The 23,192-nt window shown below is 67.5% G+C and carries 19 protein-coding genes; 11 read left to right on the top strand and 8 right to left on the bottom strand.

Annotated features, from left to right (window positions below; all coding sequences use genetic code 11):
• From hutU to DBZ45_RS16360, 3 genes are all read left to right on the top strand, one after another.
• Positions 1-1,695, top strand: a 1,695-nt coding sequence (gene hutU, locus DBZ45_RS16370; protein WP_111904931.1) for a urocanate hydratase, incomplete at its 5' end; no start/stop codon positions are given.
• A complete protein-coding gene (gene hutH, locus DBZ45_RS16365) occupies positions 1,692-3,284 on the top strand; it encodes a histidine ammonia-lyase (RefSeq protein ID WP_111904930.1) in 1,593 nt (530 codons plus the stop codon). The genes hutU and hutH, both read left to right, overlap by 4 nt.
• A 166-nt stretch (positions 3,285-3,450) precedes the next feature.
• The gene (locus tag DBZ45_RS16360) at positions 3,451-3,687 is read left to right on the top strand and encodes a hypothetical protein (protein ID WP_111904929.1); all 237 of its coding nucleotides are present in this window, start codon (positions 3,451-3,453) and stop codon (positions 3,685-3,687) included.
• Between the two features lie 113 nt (positions 3,688-3,800).
• On the opposite strand, the gene DBZ45_RS16355 is transcribed toward DBZ45_RS16360, so the two are convergent.
• On the bottom strand, positions 3,801-4,061 hold the full coding sequence (locus DBZ45_RS16355; protein WP_111904928.1) for a hypothetical protein: 261 nt from the start codon (positions 4,059-4,061) through the stop codon (positions 3,801-3,803).
• 233 nt (positions 4,062-4,294) lie between these two features.
• On the opposite strand from DBZ45_RS16355, the gene DBZ45_RS16350 reads away from it, so the two are divergent.
• The gene (locus DBZ45_RS16350; RefSeq protein WP_111904927.1) at positions 4,295-5,599 is read left to right on the top strand and encodes a cation:proton antiporter; all 1,305 of its coding nucleotides are present in this window, start codon (positions 4,295-4,297) and stop codon (positions 5,597-5,599) included.
• A 100-nt stretch (positions 5,600-5,699) separates the two neighbouring features.
• Positions 5,700-7,886, top strand: coding sequence for a transglycosylase domain-containing protein (locus DBZ45_RS16345; RefSeq protein WP_111904926.1), 2,187 nt, complete (start codon positions 5,700-5,702; stop codon positions 7,884-7,886).
• A gap of 52 nt (positions 7,887-7,938) precedes the next feature.
• On the opposite strand, the gene hutG is transcribed toward DBZ45_RS16345, so the two are convergent.
• Both hutG and DBZ45_RS16335 read right to left on the bottom strand, forming a co-directional pair.
• A complete protein-coding gene (hutG, locus tag DBZ45_RS16340; protein WP_111904925.1) occupies positions 7,939-8,904 on the bottom strand; it encodes a formimidoylglutamase in 966 nt (321 codons plus the stop codon).
• Between the two features lie 150 nt (positions 8,905-9,054).
• A complete protein-coding gene (locus DBZ45_RS16335) occupies positions 9,055-10,494 on the bottom strand; it encodes an NCS2 family permease (RefSeq protein ID WP_111904924.1) in 1,440 nt (479 codons plus the stop codon).
• A 110-nt stretch (positions 10,495-10,604) separates the two neighbouring features.
• Here DBZ45_RS16335 and DBZ45_RS16330 point away from each other — a divergent pair, with 110 nt between their 5' ends.
• Positions 10,605-11,195, top strand: coding sequence for a copper resistance CopC family protein (locus DBZ45_RS16330; protein ID WP_111904923.1), 591 nt, complete (start codon positions 10,605-10,607; stop codon positions 11,193-11,195).
• A 40-nt stretch (positions 11,196-11,235) separates the two neighbouring features.
• Here DBZ45_RS16330 and DBZ45_RS16325 read toward each other — a convergent pair whose 3' ends face one another.
• Positions 11,236-11,868 carry an FAD-dependent monooxygenase gene (locus tag DBZ45_RS16325; RefSeq protein ID WP_190243160.1) on the bottom strand — a complete coding sequence of 211 codons (633 nt, stop codon included), beginning with the start codon at positions 11,866-11,868 and terminating at the stop codon, positions 11,236-11,238.
• Positions 11,869-12,336: 468 nt separating this feature from the next.
• On the opposite strand from DBZ45_RS16325, the gene DBZ45_RS16320 reads away from it, so the two are divergent.
• Positions 12,337-13,374, top strand: coding sequence for a universal stress protein (locus tag DBZ45_RS16320; protein WP_111904922.1), 1,038 nt, complete (start codon positions 12,337-12,339; stop codon positions 13,372-13,374).
• 3 nt (positions 13,375-13,377) lie between these two features.
• Positions 13,378-16,134, top strand: a complete 2,757-nt coding sequence (locus DBZ45_RS16315) for a PEP/pyruvate-binding domain-containing protein (protein WP_111904921.1) — start codon at positions 13,378-13,380, stop codon at positions 16,132-16,134.
• Here the strand turns inward: DBZ45_RS16315 and DBZ45_RS16310 are convergent.
• Entirely contained in the window at positions 16,131-16,790 is a 660-nt protein-coding gene (locus DBZ45_RS16310; RefSeq protein WP_111904920.1) for a DedA family protein, read from the bottom strand. The genes DBZ45_RS16315 and DBZ45_RS16310 overlap by 4 nt on opposite strands.
• A gap of 152 nt (positions 16,791-16,942) precedes the next feature.
• Here DBZ45_RS16310 and DBZ45_RS16305 point away from each other — a divergent pair, with 152 nt between their 5' ends.
• The 3 genes from DBZ45_RS16305 to DBZ45_RS16295 are packed head-to-tail and all read left to right on the top strand — an operon-like array spanning position 16,943 to position 20,005.
• Positions 16,943-18,112: a LolA family protein gene (locus tag DBZ45_RS16305; protein ID WP_111904919.1), complete on the top strand. Its 1,170-nt coding sequence runs from the start codon at positions 16,943-16,945 to the stop codon at positions 18,110-18,112.
• Positions 18,109-19,113 (top strand): ABC transporter ATP-binding protein, encoded by a 1,005-nt coding sequence (locus DBZ45_RS16300; RefSeq protein ID WP_111904918.1) that lies wholly within the window; start codon positions 18,109-18,111, stop codon positions 19,111-19,113. The genes DBZ45_RS16305 and DBZ45_RS16300 overlap by 4 nt, the downstream gene beginning before the upstream one ends.
• Positions 19,114-19,138: 25 nt before the next feature.
• Positions 19,139-20,005, top strand: a complete 867-nt coding sequence (locus tag DBZ45_RS16295) for an ABC transporter permease (protein WP_223257119.1) — start codon at positions 19,139-19,141, stop codon at positions 20,003-20,005.
• A gap of 40 nt (positions 20,006-20,045) precedes the next feature.
• On the opposite strand, the gene DBZ45_RS16290 is transcribed toward DBZ45_RS16295, so the two are convergent.
• The 3 genes from DBZ45_RS16290 to DBZ45_RS16280 all read right to left on the bottom strand — a co-directional run bounded on the left by DBZ45_RS16290 (position 20,046) and on the right by DBZ45_RS16280 (position 23,185).
• Positions 20,046-21,599, bottom strand: coding sequence for a C40 family peptidase (locus DBZ45_RS16290; protein ID WP_111904917.1), 1,554 nt, complete (start codon positions 21,597-21,599; stop codon positions 20,046-20,048).
• Positions 21,600-21,825: 226 nt separating this feature from the next.
• Positions 21,826-22,746, bottom strand: coding sequence for a cation diffusion facilitator family transporter (locus DBZ45_RS16285; RefSeq protein ID WP_111904916.1), 921 nt, complete (start codon positions 22,744-22,746; stop codon positions 21,826-21,828).
• 10 nt (positions 22,747-22,756) lie between these two features.
• The gene (locus DBZ45_RS16280; RefSeq protein ID WP_111904915.1) at positions 22,757-23,185 is read right to left on the bottom strand and encodes a metallopeptidase family protein; all 429 of its coding nucleotides are present in this window, start codon (positions 23,183-23,185) and stop codon (positions 22,757-22,759) included.
• Between the last annotated feature and the right edge of the window lie 7 nt (positions 23,186-23,192).

Here is a 23,192-nt window from a genome sequence, read left to right as displayed (position 1 = left end):
GCCGATTTCACCACCGGTGCCCGCCCGGTCAAAGCAGCCCGCGGCACCGAGCTCACCGCCAAGTCCTGGCAGACCGAGGCGCCGCTGCGCATGCTCATGAACAACCTCGATCCCGAGGTCGCCGAACGCCCGGATGACCTGGTGGTCTACGGCGGTACCGGCCGGGCGGTGCGCTCGTGGGCCGCGTTCGATGCCATCACCCACACCCTGGAAACCATGGAGAAGGACGAGACCCTGCTGGTCCAGTCCGGCAAGCCGGTGGGTGTTTTCCGCACCAACGAGTGGGCGCCGCGGGTGCTTTTGGCCAACTCCAACCTCGTGGGCGACTGGGCCACGTGGCCCGAGTTCCGCCGGCTCGAGGCCGAGGGCCTGATGATGTACGGGCAGATGACGGCCGGGTCCTGGATCTACATCGGCACGCAGGGCATCCTGCAGGGCACGTTCGAAACCTTCGCCGCGATCGCCCGGAAGCTCACCGGGGACAGCAACGGCACGCTCGCCGGCACCCTGACGCTGACCGGCGGCTGCGGCGGCATGGGCGGCGCCCAGCCCCTCGCCGTCACCCTGAACGAGGGCGCCTGCCTGATCATCGACGTCGACGAGACCCGCCTGCGCCGCCGGGCCGGCAAGCGCTACCTGGACGAGGTGGAGACCGACCTCGACGCCGCGATCGCCAAGGTCCTCAAGGCCAAGGAGGAGCGCCGCGGCTGGTCCGTGGGCTATGTGGGCAACGCCGCCGAGGTCTTCCCCGAACTCCTTCGCCGGCACAAGGCCGGTGAGCTGACCATCGACATCGTCACCGACCAGACCTCCGCCCACGACCCCCTGTCCTACCTGCCCGAAGGCATCTCCGTGGACGAATGGCACCGCGAAGCCGAGGCTGACCCGGAGGGCTTCACCAAAAAGGCCCAGGCATCGATGGCCCGCCACGTCCAGGCCATGGTCGAGTTCCAGGACGCCGGCGCCGAGGTGTTCGACTACGGAAACTCCATCCGCGACGAGGCCCGCAAGGGCGGGTACAGCCGGGCCTTCGAATTCCCCGGCTTCGTCCCGGCCTACATCCGCCCGCTGTTCTGCGAGGGCCTGGGCCCGTTCCGCTGGGTCGCCCTCTCCGGTGACCCCGAGGACATCGCCGTCACCGACAAAGCCATCAAGGAGCTCTTCCCGCAGAACCAGCACCTGCACCGCTGGATCGACGCCGCCGCCGAGCGCGTCGAATTCGAAGGCCTGCCGGCCCGCATTTGCTGGCTGGGCTACGGCGAACGCGCCAAGGCCGGGCTGCTCTTCAACCAACTGGTCAAGGAAGGCAAGGTCAAGGCCCCCATCGTGATCGGCCGCGACCACCTGGACTCCGGCTCCGTTGCCTCACCGTACCGGGAGACCGAAGCCATGGCCGACGGCTCGGACGCGATCGCCGACTGGCCCATGCTCAACGCCCTCCTCAACACCGCCTCCGGCGCCACCTGGGTCTCCCTCCACCACGGCGGCGGAGTAGGCATCGGCCGCTCCATCCACGCCGGCCAGGTCTCCGTTGCCGACGGCACCGATCTCGCCGCTCAGAAGCTTGAACGGCTCCTCACCAACGACCCCGGCATGGGCGTGATCCGACATGTCGACGCCGGCTACGACCGCGCCCTCGACGTCGCCAAGGAACGCGGCGTCCGCATCCCCATGAACGAAGGAGCCACAAAGTGACTATCACCACCCACGAACCGCTCACTGTTACCCTCGGTGCCAGCGGTGCCACGCCCGAGGACCTCGTCGCCGTCGCACGCCATGACGCCAGGGTTACCATCTCCCAGGAAGCCCTGGACACCGTCGCCAACGTCCGCGCACACATCGACGAACTGGCCCACAGCGACGTGCCCGCGTACGGCATCTCCACTGGCTTCGGCGCGCTGGCCAACCGCCACATCCCCGGCGAGCTGCGGACCCAGCTGCAGAAGTCACTGATCCGCAGCCACGCCGCAGGCATGGGCCCCGCGGTGGAACGCGAAGTGGTCCGCGGCATCATGTTCCTGCGCGCCAAGACCCTCGCCTCGGGCCGCACCGGTGTCCGGCCCGTGGTCCTGCAGACCATGGTGGACGTGCTCAACGCGGGCATCACCCCGGTGGTCCGCGAATTCGGGTCCCTCGGCTGCTCCGGCGACCTCGCACCGCTGTCCCACTGCGCCCTGGTCCTCATGGGCGAAGGCGAAGCGACCGGACCCGACGGCGAACTGTACGGAGGCGCCGGCCAACCCACGGTTGCCGAGCTGCTCGCCGCGCACGGCATCGAACCGGTGACACTTGCTGAGAAGGAAGGCCTGGCGCTGGTCAACGGCACCGAGGGCATGCTGGGCATGCTCCTGATGGCCATTGCTGACCTGCGGCAGTTGCTGACGACGGCGGACATCACCGCCGCGCTCAGCGTCGAGGCGCTGCTCGGCACTGACCAGGTGTTCCTGCCCGAGCTGCACGCCGCCCTTCGGCCGCACCCCGGCCAGGCCGCCTCCGCGGACAATATGCTCCGGGTCCTGTCCGACTCGGCCATCGTGGCATCCCACCGCGTGGGCGATTCACGTGTTCAGGACGCCTACTCGCTGCGCTGCGCACCCCAGGTTGCGGGCGCCGTCCGGGACACGGTCGACCACGCCGAGCTGGTGGCTTCCCGTGAACTCGCGGCCGCCATCGACAACCCCGTGGTCCTGCCTGACGGCCGGGTCAGCTCCAACGGCAACTTCCACGGCGCCCCGGTGGCGTACGTGCTCGACTACCTGGCCATCGCCGTCGCGGACCTCAGCTCCATCGCCGAACGGCGCACGGACCGCATGCTTGACCCTGCCCGTTCACACGGTCTCCCGGCGTTCCTGGCAGCGGATCCGGGCGTGGACTCGGGCCTCATGATCGCCCAGTACACCCAGGCCGGGCTGGTCTCGGACAACAAGCGGCTCGCGGTTCCCGCCTCCGTCGACTCCATCCCGAGCTCCGCCATGCAGGAGGACCACGTGTCCATGGGCTGGCACGCCGCCCGCAAGCTCCGGAAGGCCGTGGAGAACCTCCGCCGCGTTCTCGCGATCGAACTCGTGACTTCGGCACGGGCGATAGACATGCGCACGCAGCTCTCCGATGGCCAGCTGACCCCCGGTCCTGCGGGGGCAGCCGTCCTCGAAGCGCTGCGGACCGTCGTCGGCGGCCCGGGCACGGACAGGTTCCTTTCACCGGAGCTCGAGGCCGCCGACCGGCTGGTCGGCTCCGGTGCGGTGCGGGCGGCAGCCGAATCCGCCGTCGGAAAACTCGCCTGAGGGTGAACAAAGTGCACCGCCGGCAGCCATTTGCCGGCGGTGCCGAAATACTCTGCAACGCGCCGCGCACAGCCCGGCAAGTGTAGTAGAACTAATGGTGTAGTAAAAGTCACATCAAAGAGGCTGTGGCGGAAAAAAGAACATCCACAAAGGGGTAGAAGTTCAAATGAAAGCACGCGGGGCAGTCCTGTCCAGACGCATCGCACACGCAGCTACGGTTTCCAACTGGGGATCGCTGCACGTGGGTGAGCGGGTCGAGATCATCAAGCATGCCCATGTCATTGCGGCAGGCGAGGTGGAGGAAGTCTCACGGAGCGGAAACGTACTGTGGCTGGTCTGCAGTGGAGCGCATGAGTCGCAGCTCTTTATGAGGTCCGACGGCGTGCAGGTGCGCCGGATGTAGTCCGGCTCAAGCCGGGCGCGGCAGGCCGCGCACCGGAAAACAAAAAGCCCCCGACCTTGGATCATTCGGCCCTTCCGGCCAGAATGAGCCCAGGATCGGGGCTTTTTCGCGTGCTAGGCCGCGATGTCCTCGTGTGTTTCACCGAAGGGAACAGACTCGTCGAGGGCCACCGTGTAGCGGCCCGGCTCGAGGCGCGTGACCTTGATGCCGCAGGTGCCTTCCTGGGCGGCGGTTTCGATCAGCGTCTCCACCGCGCTTTCCAGGCCATCGTGGACCTGGGCGGCACTCGTGAATGCCAGGTGGATGGACCGGGCATCCGCAGAGGGACACGCGCTCGTAGGAGCGGTTGGGCGCTCCAGGGTTGCTGTGCTCAATGTACTGACTTTCTGTGGTTCTTGCCGGGGGGGCAGTAGACCATTCTACCGGGAACCATGCCAAAGGTAAGATGACTGGCGTTTGACAGTCCTGTTGACGATAGTTGTCTCATCAACCATTCTGCCGTCCCGAGCCCGGTAAAAGCCACTTGAGCAGCGCCCGGCGACCTCCTCCCTCCTGCTCCGCGCTAGTGTTAGTCAGGTCTGAGAGGCCGACGGCGCAGGAGGCGACCGTGTTTGAAGGTGCCAGCATCATGTTCGCCGCGGCGGGCGTAGCCGTCTTTGTTGCTGCCATCCTGCCCAAAGCGCTCCGCAATGTTCCGATCTCCATGCCCATGGTGTTCCTTGGCGCCGGCGCGGCCGCCTTCGGCCTGCTTCCCAACCTTCCGGACCCGAACCCCGTCCAGCACACCGAGCTGACGCTGCATCTGACCGAAATCTGCGTGATCATCTCGCTGATGGGAGCCGGGCTGGCGCTCGACCGGTCCGTGGGGCGGCGGAACTGGGCGACCACCTGGCGGATGCTCGGCATTGCCATGCCATTGTGCATGCTGGGCCTGACGCTCCTCGGACTCTGGCTGCTGGGCCTGGGACTCGCCGCCGCGCTCCTCGTGGCCGCTGCACTGGCACCCACCGATCCGGTCCTGGCCTCCGAGGTGCAGGTGGGAGAGCCGGCCGACGAGGAGGAGGGCACCGACCAGGAGGATGAAGTCAGGTTCGCGCTGACCTCGGAGGCAGGACTGAATGACGGGCTGGCCTTTCCCTTTGTGTACCTGGCCATTGCCATGAGCCTTGTGGGGACCGCGCCGTCGGCCTGGTTTCCGGAGTGGTTCGGTGTGGACGTGCTGTGGCGCATCGGCATGGGCGTACTGCTGGGCTTCGGGACGGGCAAGGCGCTGGCCCGGCTCTTCTTCTCCGCTCGGCACGACAGCATCCGGCTGTCCAACCACTCCGAGGGCTTCGTTGCGCTGGCCGCCACCTTCCTGGCCTACGGCGTCACCGAAATGATCGAGGGCTACGGCTTCATCGCTGTGTTCGTCTGTGCCGTGACCATCAGGGCGGCGGAGCGCACCCACGGTTACCACCGCATTCTTCACTCCTACGTGGAACAGCTGGAGCGGCTGCTGACAGTGGTCATCCTGGTCCTCCTGGGCGGAGCGATCGCGCGGGGTATGCTGGCCGACGTCGGCTGGGCTGAAGTGGGCGTTGCGCTGGCCTTCCTGGTCCTGGTCCGTCCGCTCTCCGGCTGGTTGGCACTGGCCCGCGGCAAGACCGGTCCCCGGGAACGGATCGCCATTTCCTTCTTCGGCATCCGGGGCATAGGGTCCCTGTATTACCTGGCCTACGCGCTGGGCAAGGGTGGCTTCGGGGACCGGGCGGAGTACCTGTGGAGCATCGTCGGACTCGTCGTGGCCATGTCAGTGGTGCTGCACGGCGCCACCACGGCGCCGGTCATGAAACGACTGGACCGGCTGCGCGAACGCAGGGCCGCCGAGAAATTCGGCGACGGGGGAAAGGCGCCGCACACCCCGGTCTGATGCGGGGGAACGAATGACGGTCCCGGGCCGTGAATATTCTGTATTCACTCCGGTGGTGTGGTGAGCTTGGATCATGGCAGGCAAAAGGTTGATATCCCGTATGGCTCTGGGCCTGGCAAAGTTGCTGGGGTTCGTGCTGGTCAGCTGCCTCTGCGGGGTTCTGGCGGCCAGCTTCCTGGTGCCCGGGGCCGCCCTCGCCGGCACCTCGGTCAGCAGGTCCATTTCCTACTTCAACAGCCTCCCCACCGAACTCGCGGTGCCCGCACCGTCGCAGACCACGCGCATGCTGACGGCGGACGGCAAACTCATTGCCACGTTCTATTCCGAGAACCGCGTCCGCGTGCCCCTGAAGCAGATGTCCCCGTTCATCCGGAAGGCCGCCGTCGCCATCGAGGACAGCCGCTTTTACGAACACAGCGGCGTTGACACGCAGGGCATCCTGCGCGCGCTGACCAGCAACCTGACCCGCGGCGACCGGCAGGGCGCCTCCACCCTCACCCAGCAGTACGTCACCAACATCGTGAACGAGTCCCTGATCTCCGAGGGCCGTGAGGACCAGGTGGTCCTTAGCGGGCAGAAGACCATGGGGGACAAGCTGCGCGAGATGCGGCTCGCGATGGCACTGGAAAAGAAGTTCACCAAGGACCAGATCCTCGAGGGCTACCTCAACATCGTCTTCTTCAACCGCAGCGCCTACGGCATTGAGGCGGCGTCCCAGTATTTCTTCAGCGTGCCGGCCAGCAAGCTGACCCTGCCCCAGTCGGCGCTGCTCGCGGGCCTGGTCAACAGCCCCAGCTTCTACGATCCCGTCACCAACCCCAAAAACTCGCTGCAACGCCGCAACCAGGTCCTCGGCGAAATGTTCAAGCAGAAGATGATCTCCAAGAAGGAGCATGACGCCGCTGTGGCCTCCGGCGTTGGCCTGAAGGTGCGGCCTTCGCGGCAGGGATGCGCCGCTGCCACCATGGCCCCGTACTTCTGCGACTACGTGACCCGGCTCTTCCTCAACAACCCGGCCTACGGCGCGGACACCGAGGCGCGCGAGAAGCGGCTCTTCCGCGGCGGGCTGACCATCACCACCACCTTGGACAGCCGGCTGCAGGCCAAAGCACAGGCGCAGGTGAACGTCACCGCCGGCGCCAACCCGGACAGGTGGGGCGCCTCACTGGTCACGGTCCAGCCCGGCACCGGCCGGGTCCTGGCGATGGCGCAGAACACGGTGTACCTGCCCGGGCCCGGAAAGTTCGACACCCAGCTGAACTTCAACGTGGACGCCAAGGACGCCAACGGTAACGATCTCAACGGCGCCGGCGGGTTCCAGCCGGGCTCCACCATGAAGCCCTTCACCTTTGCCGAGTGGCTGCACCAGGGCAAGACCATGACCACGGTGGTGGACGCCTCGAAGCGCGAGTACCTGCTGGGCTTCCGCTGGCGGTCCTCCTGCGGCAAGGTGGCGGGCGGCTACAGCACGAAGCAGCGCAGGGCCGGACTCGAAACCGCTGACGACCTGCAGAATGCGTCGGAGGGCTACTACCGCAAGATGCCGGCCGACTACGGGCTCTACAACTCCATCAACACGGCCACCTTCGCTGAGGCCGCGCAGCTGGACTTCTGCGGGATCCAGAACATGGTGAACGCCGTCGGGCTCCGCAGCGGGCTGGACGGGACGCCGGTGAACATGCACCAGCTGGGCAACCTCCTGGGCGGCACCGGCGTGGCGCCCCTGACCATGGCCAACGCCTTCGCCACCTTCGCCGCTGACGGCCGGTACTGCGTGCCGGTGGCCCTGGCCGGGGTGGCGGACATGGCTGGCAAGAAGCTGCCGGCGGAGGCCCAGCAATGCAGCGACACCGTGGATAAGAACGTGGTCCGCGGCGTGAACAAGGCGCTCCAGGACATGCTCAACAAGGGCTCCGGCATCTACATCAACCCCAAGGTGCAGAAGAGTGTGCCAGTGGCGGCCAAAACGGGCACCAACAACAGCAACAGCGCCACCTGGGTGCTGGGCTACACCTCCGGCCTGGCCACGGCCTCGTTCTTCGGGGACGCCCTCGAGGGCCAGCAGCGCCCGGGCCGGAATCTCACCGTGAACGGCAAGCACTACGACCGCATAGACGGCTACATGATCGCGGGCCCGCAGTGGGCGAACTACATGCTCCAGGTGGCGCGGCTCTATCCGGCGGCCGCCTTCCCCAAGCCGCCGGCGTCGATCGTCAGCAAGCCTGCGGCCAAGCCCAAGGCGCCCGCCCGGGCAGCCCCGAAGCCGTCGCCCAAGCCGAAGGATTAGCCGGCCCGCAGATTGCCCGGGCCCCGGACTATCCGGGCGGACAGGAAGCTGCCTAGCCCAGCAGGATGCTGACCAGCCGAGCCGCTACCCGGGCCGTCCGGTTGTCGATGTCGAAGGCCGGGTTCAGCTCGGCGACGTCCGCGTGCAGCAGCTTGCCGCTGTCCACCACCTGGCGGCAGACGGCACTGATCACCGGCAGCGGGACGCCAAATGCGGCCGGGGCGCTGACTCCGGGAGCCACCGCCGCCGGCAGTACATCGAGGTCGATGGTCAGGTACAGCACGTCGATTCCGCTGAGGAAATCCGCAACGAAGGCCTCCGCCGCCCCGGCAGTGCAGTCCTCATCCAGCAGGTAGCGCACCCCCAGCTCCCCGGCGCTGCTGAACAGCGCCCGGGTGTTGTTGGGTTCGGAAATTCCGACGACGGCGTACTTCAGTTCCCGCCCCGCGGCCGCTTCTGCACGGGCCATCTGGAGGAACGGAGTTCCCGAGCTGGGGGTGGCCTCATCCCTGAGATCGAAATGGGCGTCGAGATTGAGCACGCCCAGCCGCTGGCCATCTCGGACTGCCCGGGACCCTGCCACGCCGAGGTAGCTCGCGTACGCGGTTTCGTGGCCGCCGCCCAGCAGCAAGGTGAGGTGGCCGCCGTCGAGCAGCGCGGACACGGCGAGGCCTGCGCGGGCCTGGCCGGCCTCCAGCTCACCGTCGCGGACTGCCACGTCGCCGGCGTCGGCGACGGGCCGGTCCGAGTGGTGGGCCAGCGGGCCCAGCGCACTGCGGATGGCTGCAGGGGCGGCCGCGGCTCCGGTCCTGCCCTTGTTCCGCCGTACGCCCTCATCGCTGCAAAAGCCGAGGATCACGGCAGGGCGTCGCGCGGTGACGGGAGCGTGCGGGGCCGCCGTGTTTTCCGTAGCCGTTGTTACGGCCTGCCACCACCTGCGGTGGGTGTCGCCGTCGCCGTCGTAGCGGCCTGTCCAGGGGCGGGGTTCAGCGTCGACGGAGAGCGGGGGAAAATCCATGCTTCAAGCTCACCGCAAGGACACAGCGAAAACCAGCAGCGCCGCCGTCGTGATGTCTGGAATACCGGAACCCGCTTAAGCGCCAGAGGGCACCTGGCGGCAGAGTCGCTGAGGAACACTGCCGCCAAATGCCATCTCGGGGGGAAGGTACTACATGCCGAGTGACTGTTCGATCGGGCCAATGGCGAAGAACAGGACGAAGGCGGCCGCAACGGCCCACATCAGCGGATGCACTTCGCGGGCGCGGCCCTGGAAGGTGCGGATGAGGACGTAGGAAATGAAGCCGGCGCCGAGGCCGTTGGCGATTGAATAAGTGAAGGGCATCAGCGTGAACGTGAGGAAGGCGGGCAGGGCGATGCCCCAGTCCTGCCAGTGGATCTTGCTGATCTGGGCCACCATCATGAAGCCGACCACCACCAGAGCCGGGGCCACGGCCTCGAACGGCACGAGGTTGATCAGCGGGGTGAAGAACATGGCTACGAGGAACAACAGACCGGTCACGATCGAGGCCAGGCCGGTCCGCGCGCCTTCGCCGATGCCCGCGCCGGACTCGACGTAGATCTGGTTGGAGGACACGGAGGCGCCGCCGCCGACGATGGCGCCCAGGGCGTCCACCTGCAGCACGCGGTCAACGTTGGGGATGTTGCCGTCCTTGTCGACCGTGCCGGCCTCGTTGGCCAGGCCCACCATGGTGCCCATCGCGTCGAAGAAGATGCTGAGCAGGATCACGAACGCGAGCAGCGCGGCAGCCACAACGCCGAGATGGCCGAAGGCGCCGAAGGGGTTGGCCTTGCCGATCAGCGAGAGGTCGGGAGCCGCCCATTCGGTGAACTTGGGGGCAACCAGGGACCAGCCCTGCGGGTTGAAGTTCTTGCCGTCGAAGCTGGGGCCGATGTGCAGCGTGAACTCAAGGATGACGGCCAGGATGGTGGAGGCGACGATGCCGATCAGGATGGCACCCTTGACGTTGCGCACCAGCAGCGCGATGGTCAGGATCAGGCCGAACACGAACACCAGGGTTGGCCACCCCAAAAGCTTGCCGTCAAAGCCGAGACCTACCGGGACCGTGGTCCCGGCCGCGTCCGGAACGCGCCGTACAAAGCCAGCGTTGACCAGGCCGATCAGGGCGATGAACAGGCCGATGCCCACCACGATTGCGGTCTTGAGCCCGTCCGGAACGGCCCGGAACACGGCGGTCCGGAACCCGGTCAGGACCAGGATCATCATGGTGACGCCGGCGAGGACCACGAGTCCCATCATGTCCGGCCAGGTCAGTCCCGGGTTGGTGGCCACCGTCACGGCCACGAAGGCGTTGACGCCAAGGCCCGTGGCCATGGCAAACGGGTGCTTGGCCCACGCACCCATGAGGATGGTGAGGATGCCGGCAACAAAGGCGGTGACCGCAGCGACGGCCTGGAATCCGAGTGTGGCGCCGGAGGAGTCCGCAACGGACAGGATCAGCGGGTTCAGCACCACGATGTAGCTCATGGCGAAGAAGGTGGCAAAACCGCCGCGGATCTCGCGGGAGAGGTTGGACCCCCGTTCGGATATTTTGAAGTACCGGTCCAGTGCAGAGCCCTGCTTGAGCATTAGTCCTCCGGTGAGAGTGTTGGGGTTACTTGAATCCTAGTAGGTGCCGGGCGCCGTCCCAGCAAATTCGCCTAGTCTGTAAGGAAGTCAACACTAGGAGTAGTCCGCCCATGCGTTTTCCCCGCCAGTTGCTGTCCGCCCTCCTTGGTGCGCTCACGCTCGTCGCCCTGCTCCTGACGGCGGGTCCCGCTTCCGCGCACGACGCCGCCGAATCCAGCAGCCCGGCTGACGGCGCCACCGTGGCGACGGCGCCCGCCAAGGTCTCGATAACCTTCAACAACACCCCGCTGGGGCTCGGTTCCCAGGTCAAGGTGACGGACGCCGCCGGAACCGACTGGGCCGACGGCAAGGTGGAGATCGTGGACAACGTCGCGTCCCAGAACCTGCGGGAAGGTGCGCCTGCCGGGAAGTATTCGGTCGTGTGGCGGGTGGTGAGCTCGGACTCCCATCCGATCGAGGGCACGTTCTCCTTTACTGCCACGGCGGCTGCGGCAGGGGCAACGGCGGTGCCGGTTCCTACTGTCGGCACGCCGCAGCCAGGGGCAACCCAGGCAACGGGGGCAGCCCCGGATTCCTCGGAACCTTTCCCGTGGAGCATCGTGGTGTTCGCGGCCGTGGCCCTCGGCCTGCTCATCACCCTGGGTGTGCTGGCCCGCCGGCGGCTCGGTGTCAGCGACGAGCCTGACGGCGACGGGAACTAGCGACCGCTCCAGACAGCCGCGGCTTTAGAGAGCCATGACTTCAAAGTGCCCCGGCGGGCAGCGCCGGGAAACTTCCGGTCAGCACCGACGGCACACTGTCCGGGTAGACCTTCGCCGAGATGGCCTGGCCCACCACCTTGGCCTGGCGCAGGACTTCCTTCGGTGTGGGTGTGATGAGCTCGCCGACGCCCACCAGATAGATGCCGATGGCACGCATCGTGGCGACGAGGTTGGCGCCAATGGAGATGCCGAGGTCTGTGAGCATGCGCCGCAGCTGGCTGTGGGCGCAGCGGGTGAGCACGATGTGGTCGGCCAGCAGCACGCCGTCAGGGGTGTGAACGGCCCAGCGGTGGAGCGAGGCCTCCGCCCCCGGACCCATCTTGTCGAGCAACAGGGCAGACGTGTCGCTGCGGATGTCCAGCTGGTGGCTCGACGCATAGTTGCGGAGGTGTCGGAGGATTTCGTTCCGCTCCTGTAGCGACGCGGCCTCGGCATCGTCGCACCGCTGCGGCGCGGATTTCTGAAACGACTGGCCGCCCCTCGGGGATTCGAGCCTGCTGACGATGATTGAATCAACGCCCCGTCGCCGGAGTTCCGTGGCGATTGCCAAACCGGGAAGTCCGGTGCCGATGACCACAGTGGTGGTCCGTTCTGCGCCGCTGAGACCAGGCATGCGTGACACTACAACTTCCTCCTCGAGATTTTCGAAGCGCAGGGCACCATCGCCGTGCACCGTCCACTGCCCCAGCAAGCAGACACAAGCCATCCCCGGGTGTGCGGTGGAGCACAATCCGGATCGATAGTGCCTCGACATTACAGAATTTTTTGGTCGCTGGATACCCCACCCGAAACATTGGTTTGCGGGGCTTTGCACGGCGTTACCGGCGCACCCAGAGCAGTGCCAACAGAGCACCCAGACCGGTGCCGGATCAGCGCCCGGAACAGGCGGGAAAATGCCTTCCCTGAGGCCCCAAAAAGCCGCGGAGGGCCCGCTTGCTAAGAGATCGCGGACCGAGAATAGTTGGACTTAAGCGCAGGCTGTACGCAACCGGGAACCGGACGGCCTGCCGGTGCCGGCTAGACAGGCTGCTTCTGGCAGAATAGCCGCATCATCAGGCAGTATCGCGAGGAGGCGGACCACATGGACGCACACGAATTGCATCCCGACCCGGCACGGGATGGCGGTGCCCGCCGCGCGAGACCCGAAGGAATCGTGGTTGGCGTCGATGGTTCGGACCACGGCCAGTGCGCCCTCGTGTGGGCTGCCCGCGAAGCCGAACGCCGCCGTAGTCCGCTCCATATTGTCACCGCCTACTCGGTGCCTATCTTTGCCGCGTCCGGACTCGACGGCGGCTATGCCACGGTGGACGACTCGGTGATCCGCGAGGGCGCGGAGGCCATCCTGCAGCACGCAGTGGACAAGGTGGCCGGCTACAACATCAGCGTCAGCGCCTCGGTCGAGAACGGGGACGCTTCGGGCGTACTGCTCGACCTGTCCGAAACCGCCGAGCTGCTGGTCTTCGGCACACGCGGGCGGGGTGGCTTTGTTGGGCGGCTCCTCGGCTCCGTGAGCAGCGCGCTTCCCGCCCACGCCAAATGCCCAACTGTAACGGTTCCGCTGATCTGCTCCGACCGCTTGGGCGAGACCACCCAGGACAAGCACATCCGCGCGGAACAGGCCAAGGCTGGCCACGGCCCCGTGGAAAAAGCTGTCGTGGTGGGCGTGGACGGGTCCGAGCAGGCCCGTGTCGCCGTCTTGGAAGCCGCGGAGGAGGCCGAACGGCTGGGTGCGCCGCTGCGCGTGATTTGTGCCGTGCCGCAATACAGCGGCTCCCTTGCCTGGGTTCCGGCGCCGCTGGACCGTGAAGCGCTGTTCGCCGATATCCAGGTTCAGCTGAAGGCCGGGGTGGCGTGGCTGCAGAGCCATTTCCCGCGGCTGGCCATTGAGACCCGGCTGCTGGATGGGTCGCCCGTGGATGTGCTGGTGGAGGCCAGTCGGCATGTTGAACTGATCGTCGTGGGAACCCGGGGCCGCGGCGGCTTCACCGGCATGCTTTTGGGATCGACGTCGGACGGCGTCCTGCACCATGCCAAGAGCCCCGTGATGGTGGTGCCGGACCGGGAGGACCCGCGGCTCGCCGACCGCGCCAGCTTCGGACCGATGCTCGGCGCCTCGTAGCGCATGAGCGGCCTGGTGCTCGGCCTCGGGGACCTCAGCGCCTCCATGTTGCCGGAGGTTGGCGGCAAGGCAGCCAACCTCGGCGAGTTGCTCGCGGCCGGCCTCCCGGTCCCGGACGGGTTCTGCCTCACCACCGAGGCCTACGTCCAGGCCGTGGAGCCACTGGGCCTCGCGGACGTGCACCGCGCCCTCCAAAACACCCCGGCCGAGGATCTCGAAGCCCTCGCCAGCCTGGCTGCCAGGGCCCGCAGCCTGATCACCTCGGCAGAATTGCCGACGGCGATAGCCGGGGAGGTGCTTACGGCCTACCGGGCGCTGGCCGGCGTTCCGGTTGCGGTGAGGTCCTCGGCGACGGCCGAGGACCTTCCCTTTGCCAGCTTTGCCGGCCAGCAGGACACGTACCTGAATGTCATAGACGCCGTGGCGCTGCTGGACGCCATCCGGAATTGCTGGGCTTCGCTGTGGACTGACCGGGCGGTGGCATACCGCGCCAGCCGGAACATTGATCCCGCAACGGTGGCCCTCGCCGTCGTCGTCCAGCGGATGGTGGACGCTGAGGCTGCAGGCGTGATGTTCACCGCGAACCCGGTCACCGGCAGGCGCCGGGAAGCTGTGATCGACGCCAGCCCCGGGCTTGGCGAGGCAGTGGTGTCGGGCGCCGTCAATCCGGACCACTTCGTGGTGGACACCGCATCCGGTTCCATCCTGCAGCGCCGGCTGGGGGACAAGCGGACGGCTGTCCGGCCGCTGCCCGCGGGAGGAACAGAATCCGTGGAGCAGACGGCAGGCGGCCCGGGCACGCAAAACCAGCCGTGCCTGACCGACGCGCAGATCCGGGAACTCACGGCGCTGGGCAGCAAGGCTGAGGCCCACTATGGCGCCCCGCAGGACACCGAGTGGGCGCTCGACGTCGACGGAAAGATGTGGCTGACCCAGTCGCGGCCCATCACCACGCTCTACCCGCCGCCGGGGAAAGTCAGCCTCCCGGAGAATGAGCAGGAACGGCCCGGCCCGGGGGAGGACCTGCGCGTCTACCTCTGCTTCAGCCTCGCCCAGGGCCTTACCCGGCCGCTGACCCCGATGGGTCTTGCCGCCCTCCGGCGGATCGGCTCATCAGTTGCTGCCGCGGCGGGCTTCGACGTTCCGGACCCCCGCAGCGGGCCGCCGCCTTACGTCGAAGCCGGACAGCGCATTTTCATCGACCTGACCGCCGCCGCCCGGAGCACCGTGGGCCGCCGGATCATTCCCAGGGTCTTCGACGTCATGGAGGCACGCTCCGCCAAAGTCCTTCGCAGCGTGTTCGATGACCCGCGCCTGTCCATCACCCGCCGCACACCCTGGGACCTCCTCAGGCACGTGCTCCCCATAGCTGCCCGGGCGCGAGTGCCGGAAGCAGCGATCCGGGCGCTGGTCCGTCCCGAGGCGGCCCTCAAACGCCTGAACCGCTTCACCACGGAGTTCAACGCGACGCTGGAACTGCCCCAGGGTGCTTCCCCGCGGGCGCGGCTTAACCATGCCGAGGGCCTACTGTCGCGGCTCTTCCCCAACCTGCCGGTCGTGCTCCCGCTGGCCGGCCTGGCCTTCGCCATGCTTGGCCTCGCCGGGAGACTCCTTGGTGCCGGCAGACTCTTTGGTGCGGGCGAGGGTGGTGCCGGCGGGGACGGTGCCGCGGGAAGCAGAAACACAGACCTGCAGCCCGTACTCCGCGGCCTGCCCAACAATGTGACCACCGAGATGGACCTCGAGCTGTGGCAGGTCGCCACGGCGATCAAGTCCGACGCTGAATCGCTTGCCGTGCTCACCGCTGAACCGCCTGCGGTGCTGGCGCAGCGCTTCGTGGCAGGCAATTTGCCGGCCGCGGCCCAGACCGGCGTGGCAGGGTTCCTGGCACGGTACGGGCACCGGGCTGTGGCCGAGATCGACGTCGGCATGCCCCGCTGGCGGGACGACCCCACCCACATTCTTGGCGTCCTGGCCAACTACCTCCGGCTGGAGGACCCGGAACGGGCCCCTGACCGCCAGTTCAGCCGGGCAGCAGCCGAAGCGGACGCACAGATTGAGCGGCTGGTGGCCGAGGCCCGTTCGAGGGGACGCCTCCGTGCCGTGGCCGTCCGGGCGGCGCTGCGGCGGGCGCGGCTCTTCGCCGGGCTGCGCGAACTTCCCAAGTTCCAGATCGTGCTGGCGCTGGCGGAGGTCCGGAAGCAGCTGGCGGCAGTCGGCGCAGTGCTGGCGGAACAGAAACGTCTCGCCCGGGCAGAGGACATCTTTTTCCTGGACCTTGCAGAAGCCCACCGGGCCCTGGATGGAGCGGACATGCAGGATCTCGTGGCGCAGCGGCAGGGGGCCTACTACCTGGAACTCGAGCGGCGCCACATTCCGCGGATGCTGCTCTCGGACGGAACGGAACCGGAAACGCTGCTTACCGCCGTCGGATCCGCCGCCGGGGCACTGTCCGGGAGCCCGGCGTCGGCGGGGACGGTAACAGCCCCCGCACGCGTCATTCTCGACCCCGTGGGCGCCCACCTGGAACCGGGCGAAATCCTTGTGGCGCCGTCCACCGATCCAGGCTGGACCCCACTGTTCCTCACGGCAGGCGGCCTGGTGATGGAGATGGGCGGACCCAACTCACACGGCGCAGTGGTCGCCAGGGAGTACGGCATCCCCGCCGTGGTGGGCGTCGCGGACGCCACCTCGCTGCTCCGGACGGGTCAGGAAGTGACGGTCGACGGCGGCGCGGGCACCGTGGTGCCGCTGGCTTAGCGTGGGTCCCGTGCCGGCCTCCGGCGCCGGATGTACCGGACCACGAGCCAGAGCACGAAGAGGGCCAGGGCGGCGTACACGGCGTAGTTGAGGTAGCGGGAGTACTGTTCCACCATCGCGTACTGCCGGCCCAGCAGTACGCCGAAGCCGATCAGCGCGCCGTTCCAGATGCCGCTGCCGGCAATGGTGAAAATGCTGAAGGTCCCCAGGTGCATCCTCTCGGCGCCCGCCGGCAACGAAATGAGGCTCCGCACGCCGGGCAGCAGCCGGCCGAAGAAAATCGCCGACCTGCCGTGGCGACGGAACCAGACGTCCGCGCGCTCGAAGTCCTCCCGGTCCACCAGCGGCAGCTTGGACAGCCAGCGGATCGAACGCTCCAGCCCCACCTTCGCGCCCAGGAGATACAGCGCAAGGGCGCCCAGATATGCCCCCAGCGTGCTGGTCACGAAGACCAGGGCCAGGTTGAGGGACCCCTGTCGGGTCAGGAACCCGGCGAGCGGAAGAATTACTTCGCTGGGAATCGGCGGAAACACCGTCTCGAGGAAGGTAAAGAGTCCCACACCCCATTCCCCGAGCGTATCGATGGCCTGGGCAGCGAAGCCCACGATGCCTGTCAGTTCGTCGGCCGGACTGGATGTGGCACCGGGAATGTGCATTGGCGAAGGCTCCTGGAAGCTGGAAAACGGGGTCCCACCCAGTCTGGCCCACCAGCCGCTGCAGCGAAAGCGGACAACCCGGCCGGGGCTGCCACATGGGGAGCCGAGGCGTACCCTGAAGTTATGAGCTGCGACGTCGGAGCGGAGTTGACATGACTGCCACCTGGCTGCGGTGGACACCCGCCGTGGCCGTACCTGCTGTGATAGCTGCCGGAGTCCTGGCGGGGTCCTTGCCCGCGAGCGCCCGGGATCCGTTGCCAGAGAAGACACCTGCCCAGGTGCTGGCGATGATCGGACAACACCAGACCAAGTCCTTCTCCGGCACGGTGGAGCAGTCGTCCGAACTCGGGCTGCCCGATGTCCCCCAGGTAGGGCCCACCTCGGGTGCAGGAACGGGTTCGCTCGCCGAGCTGCTGACCGGGCCGCACAGCGCCCGCGTCTACGTTGACGGGCCAACCAAGGCCCGCATTCAGGTGATGGACCGGATGGCCGAGCGCGACGCCGTCCGGCAGGGCAATGAACTGTGGCTGTACAACTCCAAGGACAACACGGCCACACACGTCATGCTTCCCGCCGCGTCGAAGGAATCCCGCAGCCATGACACGCCGGCAGGTGTGGCAACCCCGGAGGAACTGGCCGCGAAGATGCTTGACAAGCTGGACGGCAGCACAGACGTTGCGGTGGCCGAAGACACCGAGGTGGCGGGCCGGGCGGCGTACAGCCTGGTTCTCACGCCGCGGTCGGCCGTGACACTGGTGGGCTCCGTGGCCGTGGCCGTGGACGGTGAAAACGGGCTGCCGCTGAGCGTGGAAGTGCGGGCACGCGGGCAGCAGGAGCCTGCGTTCCGGACCGCTTTCTCCAGCCTGACGCTTGGGGCTCCGGATGCGGCTTTGTTCAACTTCGCGCCGCCGCCGGGTGCCTCGGTGAAGGAACTTGCGGTGCCGGCAAAGCCCAACGGCACGACGGGCCAAGCTGACAAGAACCGAACGGGCAAGGATCTGGCCGACAAGAACCCGGCCGACAGGAATACAGACCATAGGGACCTGCGCGGGCATGCCCCCACCGTCACCGGCTCCGGGTGGGAACGGATCGTCGGTATTCCGGCCCCCTCCGCTTCCGCGCCGTCCGAGTCCCGCGAGTCCGGGAAACAATCAGTCGACAGGCTGCTCAATGATCCCCTGCTTCGCCAGGCGACCGTGACCGTCCAGGGTGGGCGGGCTATCTCCACATCACTGGTGAACGTCCTGCTGACCGACGACGGCCGGACGTTCGTTGGTTCCGTGCCCCTGGAGCGGCTCCAGGCCGCCGCTGCCGCGAGGTGACAGCCGCTGGCCGCGCTCTTGCGCTCGAGACAAAGGGGCTCAGCAAGCGGTTCGGCCACCAGCTGGCGGTCAACAGCATCGACTTGGCCGTGCCCCGGGGCTCTGTTTTCGGCTTCCTCGGGCCCAACGGTTCAGGCAAGACCACCACTATCCGCATGATGCTCGGCCTCGCCGCGCCGACCGCGGGCGAGGTCAGGGTCCTGGGGATGGACATGCCGCGGCAGCTGGATGAGGTCCTGCCCCGGGTCGGTGCCCTGGTGGAGGGGCCGGCTTTCTATCCTTTCCTCTCGGGCGCGGCAAATCTGCACCGCTTTGATGCGGCGGACCGCCACGCCGCGCCGTCCACCCGCCGCGCGCGGGTGGCTGAAGCGCTGGAACGCGTGGGGCTTTCCCACGCCGCCCGCAAGAAGGTGCGGGCCTACTCCCTCGGCATGAAGCAACGGCTGGGAATCGCCAACGCGCTGCTGGCAAGGCGCGAATTGCTGGTGCTGGACGAACCGACCAATGGGCTGGATCCGCAGGGCACGCGGGAGGTGCGGAACCTGGTCCGGTCCCTCGCGGCTGACGGCGCCACCGTGTTCGTCTCCAGCCACCTGCTGGCCGAAGTGGAGCAGATCTGCACCCATGCGGCCATCATGAGCGCCGGCAGGCTGGTGGCCCAGGGGCCCCTGGCCGAACTCCGCGAGTCGGGCACCGCGCAGCTCCGCCTCGTGACGCCCGACGCCGGTGCGGCGTCGGGCGTTTTGGTGCGGTTCGGTCTCTCCCCGGTTGTGGGTCATCCAGACGGAGCGGATGCCGTCATTACCTCCAGCCTGCCTATCGGGGCAGGGGCTGACGGCACAGCGGGGCTTCCGGCCGCCAACGGAGGCGTGGCACCAGAGGCGGTAGTCGCGGCCCTCGTGGCGGACGGCGTTCGCGTGCGCGGGTTCACGGTGGAGCGTGGCAGCCTGGAGGACCGCTTTGTGGCCTTGACGGGGGAGGGCTTCGATGTCGCACAGTGATCGGCCGCCAGTGCAGGAACCTGGGGTGCAGCGGCTCACCGTGCGAGACAGCCCGGCGCCGGGTACCAGGCGCCGGCCGTCCAGCAGTTCGCTGCTCGCCTCGGAGCTGAAGCAGCTGTTCCGCCGCCGCAGGACCCAGGCCATGCTCCTGGCGCTGGCCGCCATCCCGGTGGTGATCGCCGTCGTCGTCCGCGTTTCCTCAGCCGTTCCCCCGGGGAGGGGGCCGGCGTTCCTGGACCGGATCAGCCAGAACGGCCTGTTCGTGGCCGTCACCGCGATGCTGGTTTCCGTTCCGCTGTTCCTCCCGCTGACCATTGGCGTGGTCGCGGGGGACACCATTGCAGGAGAAGCCGGATTGGGCACGCTGCGGTACCTGCTGGTGGCTCCCGCGGGCAGGGCGCGTCTTCTGCTGGTGAAGTATGCCGGGGCGGCTGTGTTTTGTATTTCCGCTCCGCTCGCCGTTGCACTTGCCGGCGCGGGCATCGGCTGGGTGCTCTTCCCGGTGGGACCGGTGGCACTGCTCTCGGGCGACCTCGTGGAACCGGATGAGGCGCTGGTAAGGATGCTGCTGATCGCCGCTTATCAGGCCGTGTCGCTCCTCGGTCTATCGGCTATCGGGCTGTTTCTGTCCACGCTGACCGACGTGCCTGTCGGCGCCATGGCCGCCACCATTGTCCTGTCAGTCGTTTCCCAGGTGCTCGACCAGCTGCCCCAACTTGAGTGGCTGCACCCGTGGCTGTTCACGCACCACTGGTTCGGCTTTGCAGACCTTCTTCGCCAACCCATCGGCTGGGATTCGTTCGGTGACAATGCGCTGCTGCAGGCGGGCTACATTGCAGTGTTCGGCGCGCTCGCGTTCGGCAGGTTCGTGAGCAAGGACGTGCTGTCCTAGGGGTTTCCGCCCTCGTGGTCCCTTGTAGTGGGGCGTGCGCCTAGTACCGCGCAGCGACCGGGTAAAGCTGCATGCCAGCCATCATGCTCAGGTCCGTCACGGTGATGCCCGCAGACGGGTTCAGTGCCTGAACTACCTTGCCGCCGCCGAGGTAGATCGCCACATGGTAGAAACCGGGCGCCGATCCCCAAACCAGCAGGTCACCGGGCTGCGCCTGGGACAGGGGCACGTGGACGGGCGCCTGGGCGAACTGCTCCGCAGCCGTGCGCGGGAGTTGCTTCCCGATGGCCGCGAACGCGTTCTGGACCAGGCCCGAACAGTCGAAGCCGTACGCGCCAGTGCCGCCATATTGGTAGAAGTACGGGGACCCCACTTTGCCCATCGCCACGGAAATGGCCGGCTGGTTGGAACCGCCGGGAGACGGGGCAGGCTGAACCGGCACCGGCCGAACGGGCGCAGGCGCAGGCGCAGGCGCTGGCGCGGGGGCGGGTGCCGGCTGAACGGGCGCAGGAACCGGGGCGGGTGCCGGCCGGGACGGTGCAGGGGCCGGGCGGGCCGGAGCAGGTGCCGCCGGCGCCGCAGGTGAAGGTACTGAGGGAGCCGCCGGAGCGCCAGGTGCCGGAGCGGCCTGGGCAAGCGTCCGGGAGGGCGCGGAAGCGGACTGTTCCGCCGGAGCCGCACTCCCGCTGTCGGAACCCCCAGCATTCGCTGCCGATGCCTTGTCTGCGGCCGCCTGGGCCGCGGCGGCTCGTTCGGCTGCCGCAGTTACGGCGGCGAGGCGGGCCTGCTGGCGTTGGCGTTCCAGGCCGTCCACGCGGGCGGACTCCAGCGCCGCCGTCGTGTTCCGCAGCGAGGCAAGCTGCCCCACGAGGACAGTCCGCTGCGCCTTCGCGTCGGCCACCGCCTTCACCTGGGCCGCATTGGCCTGATCGGCCTGTGCCTTGAGTGTCTCGGCGGTTTTTGCGGCGTCGTCTGCTGCGCGGCGGGCGTTGGCGGCAGCAGTGGTGAGCGATTCGGCGGCTGCGGCGGTGGTCGATGCGGCGGCGAAGGCCCTGCTCCGGCCCGCGGTGAGGGCCTGCAGTGTTGCGGCCTTGGCGAGGACGTCGCCCGTGCCCGTGACCAGGCCGCTCAGCTCCGGATTGAGGCCACCGTTCCGGTACAGGTCACCGGCCAGCTGCCCCACGGCCTTGCGGCTCTTGGACTGTTCCTTGTCCGCGGCGGCAGCCCTGGCCGTGGCCACCGCAGCCGCGTCCGACCTCGTGTCCAGCTCCACGAGGGCGTTGCTGTAGGCGTTGTTGGCTTCGAGCGTCCGTGCGAATGTGGCTTCCTGGGCCGTGGCGGCGTCGGCCAGGGTGCCCTCAATGTCTGCGACCTTTGCCGCCGTCGAACTTTCACTGGACTTGGCGGCAGCGATGTCCGAGGGGGAGGGGATTTCAGGCGACGCCGGTACCGTCAGGGCTGTTGCCCCGAAGGCAGATGTTGGCGGGCTGACCGCGAGCGCCCGGTCAGCGTTGGCAGGTGCCGCGAGGGTTCCAAAGAGGACGACGGCGGTGCACAGGACTGCCGCTGTGCGGCCAGGGCCGGTCAAACTCATTCATAACCTCGCAAGTCAGGGCGGGGCGAACGAGTCGGGAGGCAGCACGGAAGTGCTCCTCTGAAGATGCCCAGCCCTCTGAGGTTAGGGCCAGGGTTGCCACATTGGCAACACTAGTCACATCAATAACATAAACAACACCAGTGTCATTTGGGTGGAGATGCGGGTGGGCGTGTCGCACCGCAGTCGCCCGGCGGCAACAACGAAACAGGACCGGGAAACACCGTCAGGCGTGCTGGGGCGATTCGTGCTCGTAGTGGCTGGCCGGTTCCAGCTGGAAGGTGCAGTGTTCAGTGTCGAAATGCGAGCCCAGGCAGGTGGTGAGTTTATCCAGGACCTGGTCCGCGCCCCTCGCGCCTAGCATCCCGTCCTCCACCACCACGTGGGCGGAAAACACCGGCACGCCGGATGTGATGGTCCAGATGTGGATGTCATGGACGGCAACCACGCCCGCCACCGAGAGGATGTGTTCGCGGATCATGCTGACTTCCACGCCTTTCGGAGTGGCCTCCAGCAGGACATCGACCACCTCGCGGAGCAGGTGCCAGGCCCTCGGCAGGATCATCAGCGCGATGATCACGGAGGCGATGGTGTCTGCCGCCAGATATCCGGTGAACTTGATGACCAGCGCCGCGGCGATCACGGCGAAAGAGCCGAGGAGATCGCCCAGCACCTCCAGGTAGGCGCCGCGGACGTTCAGGCTTTCCTGCTGGGCCCTGCGCAGGATCAGCAGCGAGACGAGGTTGGCGGCCGCACCGAGGATCGCGGCGTACAGCATGATGTCGGTGTGCACCTCGGGTGCGGAACCAAGTCGGCGGATGGCTTCGGTAAAAATGACGGCCGCTACCACCACCAGGATTAGGGCGTTGGCGAGGGCGGCCAGGACTTCCGCACGTTGGTAGCCGTACGTCCGGAGATCGCTGGCCGGCAGTGCAGCGATCCACATGGCCATCAGGGCGATGAAGACGCCGGCTGCGTCAGAGAGCATGTGGCCCGCGTCGGCCAGCAGGGCAAGGGAGCCGGAGAGCAGGGAACCAACCAGTTGGATGAGCATCACAGAGAGGGTGATGGCCAGAACCGCGATCAGCCTGCCGCGGTGCCTGCCCGTTGCCGTGAGGCCGTGGGCGTGGTTGTGGTCGTGTCCCATGCCTACAAGGCTAGTCCCACCCGAGTTCGTGAAGCCGCTGGTCATCGATTCCGAAGTGGTGCGCAATCTCGTGGATCACAGTTACCGCCACCTCCTCCACCACGTCCTCCCGAGACGAGCAGATGTCCAGGATGGGCTGGCGGTAGATTGTGATGCGGTCCGGAAGCGATCCGGCATCCCACCAGGAGTCACGCTCGGTCAGCGGAACGCCCTCGTACAGTCCCAGGAGCACCGTGTCCGGGTCGTCGCCGGGCTGCGGGACGTAGTCGTCGTCAATGAACACCGCCACGTTGTCCATGGCCCGCGCCACCTCGGCCGGAAGCTGGTCCAGCGCATCGCTGACGGCCGCTTCGAAGTCGGCCTCGGACATCTCGAAACCGGGGGAGTCGCCGGTGCCGTCCGGCACGATCGGGAGGCCGGGCGGCAGGTTAGCGGGCATATCCAAA

The organism is Arthrobacter globiformis (assembly GCF_003261175.1).
Classification (GTDB): Bacteria; Actinomycetota; Actinomycetes; order Actinomycetales; family Micrococcaceae; genus Arthrobacter; species Arthrobacter globiformis_A.
This window is presented reverse-complemented; position numbering and strand designations above follow the sequence as displayed.